The organism is Tissierella carlieri (assembly GCF_018917285.1).
Classification (GTDB): Bacteria; Bacillota; Clostridia; order Tissierellales; family Tissierellaceae; genus Tissierella; species Tissierella carlieri.
Genome location: NZ_JAHLOH010000040.1, coordinates 152,660 through 169,198, shown reverse-complemented (window position 1 = coordinate 169,198; position 16,539 = coordinate 152,660). Strand labels below are relative to the sequence as shown.

Genomic DNA, 16,539 nt, shown 5'->3' with positions numbered 1-16,539 from the left:
AATGTACCTATTTAGTTTAACTGTCGCATATAGTATAATAATGTCTATAATTGGTAATTTCGTAGCATTGACAGATAGATAAGTTTGATTTAAGGAGGATAAGATATGAAAATGTTTATGAGTGACAATAACTCTGGAGTTCACCCCAAAGTAATGGAAGCTATGTTAAATGCTAACAGCGGTCATGATTATTCTTATGGTAACGATAATACAACTAAAGAAGCCATAAACAAGATAAAAGAACAATTAGGAGCTGATGTAGACGTATATTTTGTAACTACAGGTACAGCTGCAAATGTTATTGGGCTTAGTGGATTATTGATGCCATATGAGGCAGTAGTATGTGCAAATACAGCTCATATAAATGTAGATGAATGTGGAGCATTAGAAAAATTTAGTGGAGCAAAAATATTACAGATACCAACTGAAAATGGAAAAATATGTGGGGAAGGGGTGAAGAGTTTTCTTCATTCTTTAGGAGACGAACATCAGTCCCAGCCTAGGATAATTTCCATATCTCAAACTACTGAGACTGGAACACTATATTCAATAGAAGAAATTAAAGAGTTAGCTGAATTTGCTCATGAGAATAATATGTTATTACATATAGATGGGGCAAGGATAGCTAATGCAGTAGTGGCACTTGACACTACTTTTAAAGAGATGATAACAGATACAGGAGTGGATCTTCTATCCTTTGGTGGAACAAAAAATGGAATGATGATAGGAGAGGCTATAGTTTCATTAAATAAAGATCTAAGTAAAGCTTTTAAATTTTATAGAAAGCAAGGAATGCAATTATTGTCTAAAATGAGGTTTGTATCTGCACAATTTGTCGCATATTTAAGTGGCGACTTATGGAGAGAAAATGCATTAAATGCAAATAATATGGGTAAATACTTTGCAAGCAGCTTATCTGGAATTTCTGGAATCACCTTAAAATCTGAACCAGAGACTAATATGATATTTGCATATATGGAAAAGGATTTAATCAAATCTCTGCAAGAAAAATTTGATTTTTATGTAATAGATGAAGAAACAAATTTGGTTAGATTAGTTACATCCTTCGATACTAATAAGGAAGATATAGATAAATTTATTAAATTTGCTAAAGAGATAAAGGGGATTATATAGGGAGATTAACGGGGAAATATGATTAAAGGGGGATGATTATGAGATCCAAGACGAAGAAAAATACAATAGTATTATTAATAGTACTAACTTTGATTTCCATCCAAAGCCTATTTATAGATAGTGAAAATGTTTATTCTAACAATAGTTCAAAAATTATTAGATTTGCAGGAGATCATAACCATCCACCTTATGAATATATTGATGAGAACGGTAACTATAAAGGATATAATGTTGATATAATAAATGCAATTGCCAATGAGATGGATTTACAAATCGAGATTATACCAATGGAATGGAATGACGCAATACTAGCCTTGGACAGAAATGAAATTGATGGTATTATAGGTATGTCCCAAAATGAGGAAAGGCTAGAAAAATATAAATTCACTCTACCTACAGTTGTCAATGAACAAGTGATTTTTGCAGCAAAGGACACTGTACATATAAACGAATTAGAAGACCTAGAAGGACTAAAGGTAGCTTATCAAAAAAATGATTATAACGAATCTCTAATTTTAGAAATACCTCGCGTAATTGGTTATCCTAAAAATGGTCAAGAAGAAGCCTTGATTGCAGTAGGAAATAAAGAAGTAGATGCAGCTTTAGTAAATAAAATAGTTGGCCTATATCATCTACAGAGAAATAGAATGACAGAATTAGTTAAAGTTGTAGGAGAACCTATCTCTACTGCAAAGTATGGGCCAGCTGTTAGAAAGGATAACGAAGAGCTTTTCCAAATATTGGAGAGGGGCTTAGAAACTATTAAGAGAAATAAGGTTTATGATAATATTTATAAAAAATGGTTCGGGGAAGATATGTCCTACATTAAGATGACATATAATGCCTATAAAAAACAAATTATATCTGTAGTGACGATAATATCTTTAATTTTCTTATTTTTGTACTTCTATAATAAAAGACTTCAAAAAGAAGTATTAAAAAGAACTAATGAACTCGAAGTAGCCAATGAAGGTTTAATAAAACATCAAAAAGAAATATATAATTTAGCATATTATGATCTTGTCACGTCACTTCCTAATAGAGTTTATTTTATAGAAGAATTAAATAGTATATTTGAAAATTTAGAAAAAAACGATGATTTATTTGCGGTGTTACTTTTGGATTTAGATAGATTTAAACATATAAATGATACATTAGGTCACTATGTAGGAGATCATGTATTAAAGATTTTAGGTATGAGACTTAAGAAGTTAGTAAAAGAAGAAGATATCGTAGCGAGAATTGGTGGAGATGAGTACTATATACTACTTAAAGGTATTCAGCATAGTGATGATGCAATAGAATTAGCGAGGATTATTATAGAAGATTTTAAAAAACCATATTATGTTAAGGATTATGAATTATATTTAACTACTAGTATTGGTATAGCATTATATCCAGAAGGAGGACTGGATTCTCAGTCCATAATTAAAAATGCTGATCTTGCATTATATAAAGCAAAGGACTTTGGAGGAAATGCTTACTATCTTTATGGAAAAGAGATACAGTCTAAAGGCCTTGAGAAGATGATGCTTTTAAATCAGTTGAGACAAGCTGTAGAAAATAATCAGTTGGTATTACATTACCAACCTCAAATAGATATATTAACAGGAAAGATCAGAGGGGTAGAGGCTTTGGTAAGATGGAATCATCCAGAACAAGGACTCCTATACCCAGATAAATTTATTTTTTTAGCTGAAGAAACAGGATTGATAATTCAAATGGGAGAATGGATATTAAAGGAGGCTGCAGTTCAAGCAAAAAAATGGATTGATTTAGGGCATGATATTATTATGTCTGTGAATATTTCGGCTAGGCAGTTTCAAGATAGAAGATTTATAAATGAAGTAATAAATGCCCTAAATGAGTCAAAACTTAATCCAAGGAATCTTACCTTGGAGATTACAGAGACCACGGCTATATCAGATATAGATTATACATTAAACATTTTAAATATGTTAGAAAACCTTGGGATAGCAGTAGCTATAGATGATTTTGGGACAGGATATTCCAGTTTAAATTATTTAAATGAAATGAGTGTGTCCGAACTTAAAATAGATAGATCTTTTATTTGGGATATTGAGAAAAATGATAAAAATAAGATGATTTCAAATACGATAATTGTTTTAGCAAAACAATTGGGATTAAAGGTAACTGCTGAAGGGGTAGAAAATATAGAACAGTTAGAGATACTGAAGGAAATGAAATGTGATATAGCTCAGGGTTACCATTTTAGTAAGCCAGTATCAAAGGAAAAGATAGATGAGATGATAAATGAAAAAAGCCCTATATAAGGGCTTTTATTATTTGTATCCTAAAGGTGCTTGGTGGAACATATTTACATCACCATGAGTAGTAAAGCTTACTTTACTAATAAAACTATTGGATTCTTTATCAAATCTATATTCTGTAAGTTTTAAATTTGATGTACCTGATTGAACTGTAGTTACTACAAAATCTTCACCTTCAAAATATGCATAAAAACTTATGCCGCCTAATTGAACATAATCATTAAAGAGAATATAATCATTATCAGCATCTCTTACAACTAGTACCCAATTTTGACCATCATCCCAAGCAATCTCACCATTGTATCTTTGAGCAACTGTATACAACTCTATAGTTTCCTCTGTTCCATCTTTATTAAAGTCTATATTCGCGGAATCAAGCAAAGTTAAGTCATTATAATCAACTTTGTCTGTAGCCTTAATAATTAGGTCTTCAGATTCTCCATTTGGTTTTCCATATTTTTCAACTAAATCTTTTATAAATGAATTTGGTTCTATTGATTTCACTATATTATTTTGATTAAAGGCTACCATATAATATTCATTTACAGCCAGATTATCTATAAGGCTTTTGTCTGTTACCTCTAATTTTAGAGTTGTTTCATTTGTGGAAATAGTAATGTAACTTTTTCCATTCTCTGTATTTATTTCACTTAAGAAACCTAGATTTGTAGATATCTTTTCTTCTGCTGCAGGATTGCTCTTAGGAGTACAACCAAAGGAAATGACTAGTACCATTAATACTACTAACATTAAAGAGATTTTTCTAATTAAATTTTTCATATCATCACCATCCTTTATAGTATAGGGTAACATAATTTTATATTCTTTACAAGGAACATAGAATTACGAATTGATTACAATGATAAAACATAATAAATCTATCTGATTTAATTAATAATATAAAAATAGGGTAATAATTAAAGAAACTCTCCAAAATAATTACGAAATTTTGACCTAGGTCAAAGTAAATTATTCTATTCTAGCTTATAATAAAGCTACAAACAATAAAAACAGGAGGTAATATTATGATAACAAAAACTTATCAATTAGAAACACTAACTTGCCCAAACTGCGTGGCTAAAATTGAAGGAATGTTAAAGAAGACAAAAGGTATCTCTACAGGAGAAGTTTTATTTAATACATCCAGAGTTAAAGCAACTTTCGATGAATCAATATTAAGCTCAGAAGATATAGTATCAAAAATTGAAAAATTAGGATTTGATGTTTTAAGTGAAAAATAATAAGTAAAGTTTAAGAGGGGAGAGTATAATGAAATTAACCAAGGCTCAAAGAGTTTGGATATCAGGGATATTAGTAGCAGTAGCTTTTATATTAAAAAATACAATAGGAGAGCAAATAATAACATCTGTAGTCATGATTCTTGCAGCCATAATTGCAGGTACTCCAATACTGAGAAATGCAATATCTGCTGCAAGATACTGGATAATAGGAATAGATGCTTTAGTATCCATAGCAGTCATAGGTGCAATGTTTATAGGGGAATACTGGGAAGCGGCAGCTGTAACATTTCTATTTATGCTAGGTGATTACCTAGAATCTAGAACTATAGAAAAAACTAGATCTTCAATTAAAGCTTTGCTGGATTTAGCTCCAGATACAGCTAGAGTAATGAGAGATGGAGTTGAAATAATAATTTCTCCCGATGAAGTAGTTAAAGGAGATCAGGTAGTAGTAAAACCAGGAGAAAAGATTTCTGTAGATGGCAATGTTATAGAAGGCTCAGCATATGTAAATCAATCAGCTATTACAGGAGAGTCAATCCCTGTTAATAGAAATATAGATGATAGCGTTTTTTCAGGAACAATAATTGAGTCTGGATATCTAGTAATTGAGGCAACAAGAGTAGGGGAAGATACTACGTTTGCAAGGATACTTCAAATGGTGGAAGAAGCTCAAGATAAGAAAGCAAAAACTCAAAAATTTCTTGAGAAGTTTTCAAGATATTATACTCCTGCTATAATAGTATTAGCAATAGGGTTATATCTAGTGACTCAGGATTTAGTATTAGCTCTTACATTATTGGTTATAGCCTGTCCAGGAGCTTTGGTTATATCAACCCCTGTGTCTATTGTAGCAGGTATAGGAAATGGGGCAAAGCATGGTGTATTAGTCAAAGGTGGAGAGATAATGGAAAACTTAGGGAAAATAAAGGTTTTAGCCTTTGATAAGACGGGAACATTGACTGTTGGGAAACCAATGGTAACCCATATAAAATCCTATAATATAGACGAAAAAGAGTTGCTAAGAATAACTGCAATAGGAGAAGGATATTCAGAGCATCCCTTAGCTCGTGCAATACTGGCTCGGGCAGAAAAGGATCTAGGAAAAATTGATGAAATGCCAGAGGAGTCAGAGATAATAACTGGTCAAGGTCTTAAAACTAAGATAGAAGGTGGAACAATTTTAATTGGAAATAGAAAATTGTTCTTAGAAAACAAGATAAGCATTGGAGAGGATGTAGAAAAATATCTACAATCTGAAGAAGAAAAAGGACAGACCGCTGTAATAGTTGGAGATACAAGGCAAGTATTGGGGGTTATATCCATTGCTGATGTTGTAAGGGAAGATGCTGAGAAATTAGTATCTAATCTAAAGAGATTGGGTGTAGAAAAAATAGTAATGCTTACTGGAGATAATAGAAGAGCTGCTAAAGCAATCGCTGAAGAAATAGGATTAGACGATTTCTATGCAGAACTTTTACCAGAAGATAAGGTTAGGGTATTAAAAGAATTACAAGAAAAATATGGTGTAGCAGCCATGGTAGGAGATGGAGTAAATGATGCGCCAGCATTGGCTTCAGCCGATTTAGGAATTGCCATAGGTGGTGCAGGAACAGATGTAGCCATGGAAACAGCAGATGTAGTGTTGATGTCTGACGAAATAAAAAAACTATCCCATGCCATAGGGTTGAGCCGTGCTACAGTAAATAATATGAGACAAAATATTTACTTTGCCATAGCTGTAGCAGCATTATTATTAGCAGGAGTATTGATTAAAACAGTCAATTTATCCTTTGGAATGTTAGTCCATGAATTGTCTGTCTTGCTAGTTGTAATTAATGCAGTTAGACTTTTAGGATATGGAGATAGAGGCAAATCGAAGAAAATGTTAGAGATTTAAGGAGATGTTTAAATGGATTGTAACTGCTTTAAAAGAGAAGGGAAAAATTGTATAGAGATAGTTCCAATCTTTAGCAATCTAACTTATGAAGAAATGATGGAAGTAGCTAGGATAACAAAAGAAAAAACCTTTGAAAAAGGTGAAATGATATATATGGCTGGGGATAAGGGAGATAAACTCTATGTAATACATTCTGGAAAAGTAAAGATAACTAGATTTACAGATTCGGGAAAAGAACAGGTAATTAGAGTATTGGGACCTGGAGATTTTATGGGAGAACTATCTATCTTTAGTCCCTTGCCATTAACTGATAATGGAGAAGCGCTGTCACAGACAGTTGCATGTATGATAGATGGGAAAAAATTAAAAGAGTTAATGAAAAAATATCCTACCATAGCATTTAAAGTAATGGAGGAACTAAGTCAAAGATTAGAAAAAGCTGAGCATTTGATAGAAAATATAAGCCTTCATGGAGTAGAAAGAAGGCTGGCTCTTACTCTAATTAATATGGCAAATGAAAAAGGGGAAGTATCTTTAAAGATGAGTAAAAGAGACTTTGCATCTCATTTAGGAATGAGTCAAGAGACTTTAAGTAGAAAATTAACAGTTTTTCAGGATATGGGAATTATAAAATTAATTGGTCATAGAAGAATAATTTTACTGGATATAGAAGCTTTAGAAAAGATAGAATAACCTCTAATTTTATTTAAATTAGAGGTTATTCTATTTAGATATTTATTTTATTAAATTTTTTATACTATTAAAGAAACCTTTATTGTCTTTTATTACTTTCTCATTTCCAACTGTTACAATATTATTATCTTTTAATCCCTTTTCAATCATTTCAGCAAATTTTTTCATATCCTGAGGCTTCGTGTTTAATATTTCTTTAAGCTCTCTATTTAAATCCTCAGTCTTAATTCCCATAAGATAATAATAATCGGCCTCATTTCCTTTTTGTATGCTAGATACTGGAACATAGTATTCTGCCAAAGAAGAAATAATAAATTTCTCAAATGCTTTCTCATCTAAATCAAAGTTTCTGAGAAAACCTACAGTGCTGTTATAAGCATTATAAGTTTCTTTTAATTTTGGATCTCTATAACTCATAAAGATAATATTAGATTCGTTGACTATATTAAACATAGCACCATATGCTCCGCCTTTGACGCGAATTTCATTAAATAAATAGTCAGATATAACATTGTTTAAAACCTTCATACTACCACTATATTTATATCCACTCTTTGTAAAGTCAAAAGCTGCAAAGTTATATAAAATATCTATTGGAGATGTAAAGGCTTCGTTAGTATCTTCAATCTTAAATTCGTATTTCTGCGAAGGATAGTCTTTATTTTCCAAGATTTCAAGCAATGTAGGAAGATTTTCCTTAAAAGCCTTGTATTCTGCATTTTCCCCAGTAATACTTATTACTAAATTATTTCTATTAAAAATAGTATCTTTAACTTCTTCAAGATTCTTGACTATTTCTTCATACCTAGAATCATAATTCAAATCAAGTTCTGATATAAAATCATAATAACTAAAGCCATTTAAAATATCGTTATACTTGAAAACAGGTGAGAAATAAGAGAGATTTCTTATTGCGGCCGTATTCAAAGGCATGCTATTCAATTGATTTTCAATAGTAAACTTTGACATCGAAATAAGCTGTTTTAGCCTTTCTTTATCGTCGAATTTAGTCTTTTCTATTTCTTCTGAAATCAACTTAAACATTTGACCTATGTTTTCATCAGTGGCAATAGATGAAACGACTAATTTAGGATCATAATCTGTGTTATTTCCTTTTTTAGTTAGTACACTAGGATAATAGTTGATACCTCCTGTATACATAGCTTCTTGCACTGGAAGTTCAGTATAATTATAATTTTCGGTACTCATTTTCCCTAATATCTCTGATAATAGATTTATATAAGGAATTTGTTCCTGTTTCACATAAGAAGCATCAAAATATAAATTTATGCTTCCAATACCATTGGTGAATAATGGATGATGCAAAATAATCATATCTTCATCTTTGCTTTCTATAGTAGGGATTTCCTCTATAGTAGGCTTTAAGTCTTTTAAAGACAGCGCAGGCATAGTATCTAAGGCTTCCTCAGAATTAGGAGTATTATTCCATTCTTGAAGTTCTTTATATTCTCTTACAATATCTTCTATTTCCTTATCTGAAAGAGATGCCTTATATTCTCTGAGTTTTTCTGTTGCAGCAGCGTCTTTTTCTTCCATTAAGCCTTTCTTTGGCTGAAGAAGTATTAAAGAACTATGTTTATTATTTAGAATATGTTTTTGGATTAGTTCTTCAAAATAAGGCTTATCTAATGCAATCTTTAATTTTCTGAAGCTATCTGCCATATTTAGACCTTCAAATGGGTCTTCGTCATATAGCCAGCTAAACATTGCTAAATCACCATACATAAGCCCTGTATTAATATTTCTTGAGTACTGCTGTCTTAAATCTAGCTCTACTACGTTTAGTGTTGATTTAATAAGATCTTTATTTATACCTTTTTCTACTACATCCTTTAAAGAAGAAAATACAATATTTACAAAGTCATCCTTCATATTAGGATTGATATTTTGTGCAGTTATTGTTACATAAGGTTGCAAGAAGTTAGGAGACATTTGGGCGCTAATATTGTAAAAACCAGCTTTATTTAGTTCTTGCACCACTGGAGAAGCTTGGTTTTTAAATAGTATATAAGTTAGTACATTGAAGGAAGTCATCGTATCGATTCTAGAGTCATCTTTAATAGAAAAGCTTAGAGCAATAGATGATTTTCCTTCTGCAGAGTCCTCCGTTGAAATAGGATACTCAACTATTATATCTTTCCTCTTGTCAAAGGGTTTTTGAACAATGGGTTTAGAATCTATTTCCTCTTTATCGAAATCCTTTAAATAATTATCATTGATGAATTTAAGTTTCTCCAATATATCGATTTTTCCATAGAGATAAATATAACTATTTGAAGGATGATAATATTTATCATAGAAATCTTTCACTTCTTGGAAAGTTAGACTTGGTATATCAGGAGGATTTCCTCCAGATAAGTAAGCATAATTAGTGTCTGGATATAAGCTTTGCATTATTGAATAATGTAGCTGTGAATCAGGAGATGACAAAGCTCCTTTCATTTCATTATATACAACTCCATTATATTGAAGAGGTGCATTTTTATCCTCAATGCTATAATGCCATCCGTCAACTTTAAAGAAGTTCTCATCCTTATAAAATGCAGGTTTAAAAACTACACTGAGATAAACATCCAGTAAGTCATTGAATTCTTTATCGTTCATACTAGAAAATGGATAAGTAGTTCTGTCTGGATAGGTAAGCCCATTTAGATTCTTGGTTAAAGTTCCCTTTACAATTTCAAAAAAGAGATTTCTTACAGGAAATTTTTCTGAGCCTCCATTTAAAAGCACATGCTCTAAAATATGGGGAATCCCCTTATTGTTTTCAACTGGTGTTCTGAAAGAAATAGAAAATGCTTTATTTTCATCATCATTTTCTATTTGAAGTAACCTAGCACCACTTTTTTCATGTTGAAAAATCCTACCAACAGAATCTAACTCTTTTAGATGTTTTTGTTCAATTAGTTTGAAACCAAAATAAGTCTCTCCAACTCTTAAATTTTTTGTTTCAGCATAAGATATGTTAGAGAATAAAAATGTTGATAATAAAACTACTAGCAAAATTAAAGCAATTGGTTTTTGTTTTACACTAAATCCTTTCACAGATATCCCCCTTTTGTATTATAATTTATTTGTACTAGTGTATTAATTGAATAGTACACCATAATTTACCATTTGTCAACTAATTTGTTAAGTAAAAGACAGTTTAATTTAAAAAAGTGACCTAGGTAATTGTATTATATTATCTAGGTCACTTTTTTTATGTTTATTCTATTTATATTTACTTTCCAATTCTTCTATTAAAGTAATATATTTTTCTTGAATTCCTGCTTCAGTTGCCGAGTTCTCTACTTTTTTACATTCATCCTCAATAAAAGCTTTGCTGCTATCATTTAACATATTTTCAGCAAATTTATACATAGCGGTATTTTCTTTCTCTATATGCCTATCCAATAAATTTGTATAGGAAATGGCATTTGCTATAATGTCAAGTCTTGCTTCATCATTGCCATTTTTAAATTCTTCCAATGACTTTTCAAGATTGGCCATGTAAAGCCTTCCCATATCATGCTCTATATACATTCCAGTAATAGCACCTGATTTTGCTAATTTTTCAATTTCCTTATTCATTGTCTGGAATAGTATATCTTCTTCTTTTCCATGATGATGTTTATCTGCATAAGTTCTTACAAAATCAATTATCCTTGGGAAATCATCTATATCGTATTCAGAGTTAGTCATAACTCTATAGGAAATTTTCCTAATCACTTTAAGCATTCTCCTAATATTGGTATGTTCTTCAACCATTATTCTTATGGATTCCAAGATATTCACCTCACAAAGTATTTTCTCTATGATTTTACCCTTAATTTCATAATAAATAACAAAATAATAATATTTTACAATAAAATGGGTACATATATTATGGGATTAAATAATTAATTATAAGGAGGTAATGCAATGAGTTTTAAGATGACCGATAAGGTAACATGGGTAGGGAAGATAGATTGGGAACTAAGAACCTTCCATGGAGATGAATACTCGACACATAGGGGGTCTTCCTATAATTCATACTTAATTAGAGACAAAAAGACAGTACTTATTGATACAGTTTGGGAACCATTTGCTGAAGAGTATGTTGAGAAATTAAAGAAGGAAATAGACCTAAATGAAATAGACTATATAATAGCACAACATTCAGAGATAGACCATAGTGGAGCTTTGCCATTGTTAATGAAGGAGATACCAAATACTCCAATCTATTGTACATCAAACGGAGCAAAAATATTAAAAGGACATTTTCATGAAGATTGGAACTTTGTAGAAGTAAAGACAGGAGATACATTAGATATAGGAAAATCAACTCTAACATTCGTAGAAGCAAGAATGCTTCATTGGCCAGATAGTATGATGACTTATATGAGTGGAGAAAATATATTGTTTAGTAATGATGCCTTTGGACAACATTATGCATCAGATTTAATGTATAATGATTTAGTGGATCAAGGGGAATTATATCAAGAAGCTGTTAAATATTACGCAAATATATTAACTCCATTTAGCGTATTAGTCACTAATAAAATTAAAGAGGTCTTAGGGTTTAACCTGCCACTTAATATGATAGCTACATCTCATGGAATTATCTGGAGAGATAATCCAGCACAAATAGTTGAAAAATATTTAGAGTGGGCAGATGCATATCAAGAAAATCAAATTACAATAGTATATGATACTATGTGGAACGGCACAAAAAGAATGGCAGAGGCAATTTCAGAGGGTATAAAATCAGTGAATAAAGATGTAACTGTAAAATTATATAATGCAGCAAATTCAGATAAAAATGATGTAATAACTGAATTATTTAAGTCTAAAGCAATATTATTTGGTTCTTCTACAGTTAACAAGAGTATAATGCATGCAACAGCAGGGATTCTTGAGATGATAAAAGGAATAGGATTTAAGAATAAAAAGTCAGCAGCTTTTGGTTCCTATGGTTGGTCTGGTGAGTCCGTAGCCGTAATAGAGCAGAAGCTAAAGGATGCAAAACTTGAGATATTGCAAGAAGGAATAAAAGAGCTTTGGAATCCAGATGCAGAAGCTATATCAAGGTGTATAGAATTTGGAAAGAGTTTTGCAGAAAAACTATAGAAAAGAATAATAAGAAGTTCTCCAAAGAACAGTTCCGAAAAGGCGGAAAAAAAACGAGAAATAGGAAGAAATATTACTAAAATTTTAAATATGCCAGGTTAAATATTAGCAATAGGCTATTTATTGACTTGGCATATTTTTTGCTTGTAATTAATATTGGAAACTATTTTGTGGAGGAGTTGTTATTAAATGAATAATTATATATTTGCCGGATGTGATACAGTTAAATTAGCTGAAAAATATAAAACACCTCTTTATGTGATGTCTGAGGATTATATTAAAGATAGACTGAGGGAGATTAGAGAAGATTTTCTGGATAAGAACCCTAAGACAATGGCGGTATATGCTAGTAAAGCATTTCTAACTAAGGAAATGGCGAGGATTATTAAAGAATCGGGCATAGGAATGGATGTAGTGTCTGGTGGTGAGCTTTATACTGCAATTCAAGTTGAGTTTCCTATGGAAAAAATAATATTCCATGGGAATAATAAAACTATAGATGAACTAGAATTGGCAATAGAAAATAATGTAGGAAGAATAGTTGTAGATCACTTAGAAGAAATGGATATTATTGAAGAAATAGCAAAGAAACATAATAAAAAGGTTCATATACTATTTAGAATAAGTCCAGGTATCGACAGCCATACACATAAGTATATTCAAACTGGTCAAGTGGATTCTAAATTTGGAATACCTCTAGATGAGAAAACTATAAAGACGGCAATGGAGAAGGTTTTGAAATTGGAATTTACTGAATTGCTTGGATTCCATTTCCATATTGGGTCACAGATTTCAGATAATGGGAACCATATTAAGGCTATTCAGATAATGACGCAGTTAATGAAAAAAGTAAAAGATGAATATGGATTTATAGTTAAGGAGTTGAATACTGGAGGAGGATATGGTATCCATTATTCTGAAAGTGAGGAAAGAAAACCTTTAGCCTATTTTACAGATTCTATAATAGAGGAAATTGAAGATAGATGTAAAGAATATGAGCTAGAAAGACCTTTAGTAATAATAGAACCTGGTAGATGGGTAGTAGGAGAAGCGGGGATTACAATCTATACGATAGGAGCTATTAAGGAAATTCCGGGAATACGGACTTATGTTTCAATTGATGGTGGTATGCCCGATAATCCAAGACCCAGCTTATATGAAGCTAAATACGAGGCTATCGTCATAAATAAAGCGGAAGAGGAATTAACAGATGTAGTGACTGTAGCAGGAAAGTGTTGTGAATCTGGGGACATTTTGATTTGGGATTTGAAAGTACCTAAAGTAGAAACAGGAGATATGCTAGCGGTTCTATCAACAGGAGCATATAATTATTCTATGTCGAGTAATTATAATAGAATCCCAAGACCTGCTGTAGTCATGTTAAGTGAAGGAAAAGATAGATTAATAGTTAAAAGAGAGAATTATGACGACATATTGAGAAATGATATATAATTGTTATTATATATTGAATATATTTGGAGGAATAAACTATGGAACTTCTACTACGTGATACCTTTCTTGAGGTTAATCTAGATAATATAATATATAATATGAAAAATATAAAGGAAATGGTTGGAGAAGAAGTAGCTATAGCAGCAGTAGTTAAAGCTAATGGCTATGGTCATGGTGCAGTTGGAGTGGCTCAAGAATTGATGGAAAATGGAGCGGATTATTTAGCTGTAGCAACTCTTACGGAGGCATTAGACCTTAGACGACATTTTGCAGATTACAAGATATTTATTATGGGATTTACTCCAGATAAATATTTGGAACATGTAGTTAAAAATGATATAACTCAAACCATATTTTCATATAGACAAGCTGAAATTTTAAATGATTATGGCAATAAATATAATAAAATACCTGTTGTTCATATAAAATATGATACAGGATTTAATAGATTGGGATTTAGAGATTCGAAAGAAAGCATAGATGAAATCGAAAAAATTTCTAAATTACCAAACCTAAATGTAGAAGGAATATTTTCTCATTTGGCTCTAACAAACAAAGAAGAAGATGAGAAACAATATAGAAAGCTCGTAAATGTCATAGAGAGCCTTGAAGAAAGAGGTATAAAACTTAAATATAAGCATATTGAAGATAGTATATCAGCAGTTGACTATCCAGAGTTTAGGATGAATATGATAAGGCCTGGGGCAATTATATATGGTATAAAGGGATTTCACTATGGAACTTTAGATTTAAAACAAGCACTAACATTAAAAACAAAAGTATATAATGTCAGAAAAGTTTCTAAAGGTGAAGGTGTAAGCTACAGTTATGTATGGAGAGCTGAAAGGGATAGTATTATTGGGACTGTTCCCTTTGGATATGCTGATGGATATCCTCGGAATTTAACAGGCAAGGGCTTTGTTACAATTCATAATCAAAAAGCACCAATAATTGGAATAATCTGTATGGATCAATGTATGGTTGATTTAACTGATATAGAAGAAGTATGTGAAGGCGATGAGGCTATTATCTATGGTGACGGAACAAATAATACTCTTGATATCCACAATGCTTCTTTACTGGGAAGTACAAATAAAAATGAGATAATGAGTAGAATTGGTATGCGAGTACCACGGGTCTATATTAAGGATGAAAAAATAGTAAATATAATTAATTATATATAGTAAGGAGAGTATTATGGATATAGAAAAAAGGGTTGATGAGATTTTTTCTCAATTAATAGACATAAGAAGAGACTTTCATATGCACCCTGAGTTAAGTGAGCAGGAGTATAGAACCTGTGATAGAATTTGCGAGTATCTAAATGAGTGGGGGATTGAGTATGTAAAGGGAGTTGCTGAAACAGGTGTTGTAGCAATAATAAGAGGAAAGAAAGATGGTAAGACTGTAGGTGCTAGAGCAGATATTGATGCATTACCAATAACAGAACTAACTGACATTCCATTTAAATCAGTGAATGCTGGAGTAATGCATGCCTGTGGACATGATATTCATACAGCGATACATCTCGGAGTGGCAAAGACATTGAAAGAAATAGAGGATGAAATCTGTGGAAATATAAAAATCTTTTTTCAACCAGCAGAAGAGACCATAGGCGGAGCAAAAAAGATGATTGAGGAAGGGTATTTAAAGAATCCAGATGTTGAGTACATGTTATCATTACATGTAATGCCTTATTTAGATGCAGGAGAAGTTGAATTAAAATATGGGAAAGTGAATGCAGCTACTAACGAATTTTCTATAAAAATAACTGGTAAATCAAGCCATGCAGCTTATCCTGATCAATCCGTAGATCCTATAGTAACAGCTGGATATATAATTACAGCCTTACAATCCTTAGTAAGCAGGAACATATCGCCTTTAAATTCTGTTGTTTTAACATTGGGCCAAATTAATGGTGGTATAAAAAATAATATAATACCTGGAGAAGTCATTATGTCAGGTACCCTTAGGACAATTGATCCAGATACAAGAGTATTTGCGAAAAATAGAATTAGAGAAATAACAGAGAATACAGCAAAAGCATATGGAGCAACAGCAATAGTAGAATTTGAAGAGGGCTATCCAGCTCTTATAAATAATGATGAAGTAGTTGATGCTTTGAAGAAAACGGCAGAAGGTATATTGAGCAAGGATAAAGTGAAATTTAAAGAGTTTCCAAGTATGGGCGCAGATGATTTTTCCTTCTTTTTACAAGACACTAAAGGGGCATATTATAATTTGGGATGTGGAAATAAGGATAAAGGCTGGACAGCACCGATCCATAGTGAATATTTTATGGCAGATGAAGAGTGTATTAAAATAGGTGTCCTTTTACAAACGAAGACCTTGCTTGAGCTGTTAGATATGTTTTAAATAAGTAATATTAAATAAAAAGACCATATATTACTAGGGATAATAAACTTAAACTTATGGGGTAATGGGTTTTGCAATGGGGCCAAAATTCGCCCTGAAATAAATCCGATGTTTATAAAATGTTGAAAATTAACATATTTATCTAATGGCATATAGTTTGCATATATTCATATATAATTAAATGACTTATGTATACTATTTCTATTAAATTTTAGGATTATTTTATTTAGTATTTAAGATACAGTAGATGTATCACCAGAAAGCAGAAGCATTTTGAGAGATAAAGGAAAAATTACTTTCTAAAGGCTATAAATATAATTAGCATTGAAAATATACAATA

At 31.4% G+C, this 16,539-nt stretch carries 12 protein-coding genes; 9 read left to right on the top strand and 3 right to left on the bottom strand.

Going from position 1 to position 16,539, the window contains the following annotated elements:
- Positions 1 to 105: 105 nt before the first annotated feature.
- Positions 106 to 1,134, top strand: a complete 1,029-nt coding sequence (locus KQI38_RS13050; protein WP_216560072.1) for a threonine aldolase family protein — start codon at positions 106 to 108, stop codon at positions 1,132 to 1,134.
- Between the two features lie 38 nt (positions 1,135 to 1,172).
- Entirely contained in the window at positions 1,173 to 3,428 is a 2,256-nt protein-coding gene (locus KQI38_RS13045; RefSeq protein ID WP_216560070.1) for an EAL domain-containing protein, read from the top strand.
- A 9-nt stretch (positions 3,429 to 3,437) separates the two neighbouring features.
- Here the strand turns inward: KQI38_RS13045 and KQI38_RS13040 are convergent, their stop codons facing one another.
- Positions 3,438 to 4,205 carry a hypothetical protein gene (locus KQI38_RS13040; RefSeq protein ID WP_216560068.1) on the bottom strand — a complete coding sequence of 256 codons (768 nt, stop codon included), beginning with the start codon at positions 4,203 to 4,205 and terminating at the stop codon, positions 3,438 to 3,440.
- Positions 4,206 to 4,450: 245 nt separating this feature from the next.
- Between KQI38_RS13040 and KQI38_RS13035 the strand changes: the two genes are divergently transcribed.
- The 3 genes from KQI38_RS13035 to KQI38_RS13025 are packed head-to-tail and all read left to right on the top strand — an operon-like array spanning position 4,451 to position 7,259.
- On the top strand, positions 4,451 to 4,666 hold the full coding sequence (locus KQI38_RS13035) for a heavy-metal-associated domain-containing protein (RefSeq protein ID WP_216560066.1): 216 nt from the start codon (positions 4,451 to 4,453) through the stop codon (positions 4,664 to 4,666).
- A 28-nt stretch (positions 4,667 to 4,694) separates the two neighbouring features.
- Complete coding sequence (locus KQI38_RS13030; RefSeq protein WP_216560065.1) at positions 4,695 to 6,566, top strand: heavy metal translocating P-type ATPase; 1,872 nt, start codon at positions 4,695 to 4,697, stop codon at positions 6,564 to 6,566.
- A gap of 12 nt (positions 6,567 to 6,578) precedes the next feature.
- Positions 6,579 to 7,259 carry a Crp/Fnr family transcriptional regulator gene (locus KQI38_RS13025; RefSeq protein WP_216560064.1) on the top strand — a complete coding sequence of 227 codons (681 nt, stop codon included), beginning with the start codon at positions 6,579 to 6,581 and terminating at the stop codon, positions 7,257 to 7,259.
- A gap of 42 nt (positions 7,260 to 7,301) precedes the next feature.
- On the opposite strand, the gene KQI38_RS13020 is transcribed toward KQI38_RS13025, so the two are convergent.
- Together KQI38_RS13020 and KQI38_RS13015 are read right to left on the bottom strand one after the other, a co-directional pair.
- The gene (locus KQI38_RS13020; protein ID WP_216560062.1) at positions 7,302 to 10,325 is read right to left on the bottom strand and encodes an insulinase family protein; all 3,024 of its coding nucleotides are present in this window, start codon (positions 10,323 to 10,325) and stop codon (positions 7,302 to 7,304) included.
- Between the two features lie 168 nt (positions 10,326 to 10,493).
- Positions 10,494 to 11,048, bottom strand: a complete 555-nt coding sequence (locus tag KQI38_RS13015) for a hemerythrin domain-containing protein (protein WP_216560060.1) — start codon at positions 11,046 to 11,048, stop codon at positions 10,494 to 10,496.
- 135 nt (positions 11,049 to 11,183) lie between these two features.
- On the opposite strand from KQI38_RS13015, the gene KQI38_RS13010 reads away from it, so the two are divergent.
- From KQI38_RS13010 to KQI38_RS12995, 4 genes are all read left to right on the top strand, one after another.
- A complete protein-coding gene (locus KQI38_RS13010) occupies positions 11,184 to 12,371 on the top strand; it encodes an anaerobic nitric oxide reductase flavorubredoxin (protein WP_216560058.1) in 1,188 nt (395 codons plus the stop codon).
- A gap of 189 nt (positions 12,372 to 12,560) precedes the next feature.
- Positions 12,561 to 13,823, top strand: coding sequence for a diaminopimelate decarboxylase (gene lysA / locus KQI38_RS13005; protein WP_216560056.1), 1,263 nt, complete (start codon positions 12,561 to 12,563; stop codon positions 13,821 to 13,823).
- A gap of 38 nt (positions 13,824 to 13,861) precedes the next feature.
- On the top strand, positions 13,862 to 15,007 hold the full coding sequence (gene alr, locus KQI38_RS13000; protein ID WP_216560054.1) for an alanine racemase: 1,146 nt from the start codon (positions 13,862 to 13,864) through the stop codon (positions 15,005 to 15,007).
- 13 nt (positions 15,008 to 15,020) lie between these two features.
- Positions 15,021 to 16,199, top strand: coding sequence for a M20 metallopeptidase family protein (locus KQI38_RS12995; RefSeq protein ID WP_216560052.1), 1,179 nt, complete (start codon positions 15,021 to 15,023; stop codon positions 16,197 to 16,199).
- Positions 16,200 to 16,539: the final 340 nt, after the last annotated feature.

Bases quoted from the DNA above. Each gene is read 5' to 3' on its own strand.
- lysA (WP_216560056.1), top strand. From the start codon at position 12,561: ATGAATAATTATATATTTGCCGGATGTGATACAGTTAAATTAGCTGAA.
- KQI38_RS13035 (WP_216560066.1), top strand. From the start codon at position 4,451: ATGATAACAAAAACTTATCAATTAGAAACACTAACTTGCCCAAACTGC.
- KQI38_RS13025 (WP_216560064.1), top strand. From the start codon at position 6,579: ATGGATTGTAACTGCTTTAAAAGAGAAGGGAAAAATTGTATAGAGATA.
- KQI38_RS13050 (WP_216560072.1), top strand. From the start codon at position 106: ATGAAAATGTTTATGAGTGACAATAACTCTGGAGTTCACCCCAAAGTA.
- KQI38_RS13045 (WP_216560070.1), top strand. From the start codon at position 1,173: ATGAGATCCAAGACGAAGAAAAATACAATAGTATTATTAATAGTACTA.
- KQI38_RS13010 (WP_216560058.1), top strand. From the start codon at position 11,184: ATGAGTTTTAAGATGACCGATAAGGTAACATGGGTAGGGAAGATAGAT.
- alr (WP_216560054.1), top strand. From the start codon at position 13,862: ATGGAACTTCTACTACGTGATACCTTTCTTGAGGTTAATCTAGATAAT.
- KQI38_RS13040 (WP_216560068.1), bottom strand. From the start codon at position 4,205: ATGAAAAATTTAATTAGAAAAATCTCTTTAATGTTAGTAGTATTAATG.
- KQI38_RS13030 (WP_216560065.1), top strand. From the start codon at position 4,695: ATGAAATTAACCAAGGCTCAAAGAGTTTGGATATCAGGGATATTAGTA.
- KQI38_RS12995 (WP_216560052.1), top strand. From the start codon at position 15,021: ATGGATATAGAAAAAAGGGTTGATGAGATTTTTTCTCAATTAATAGAC.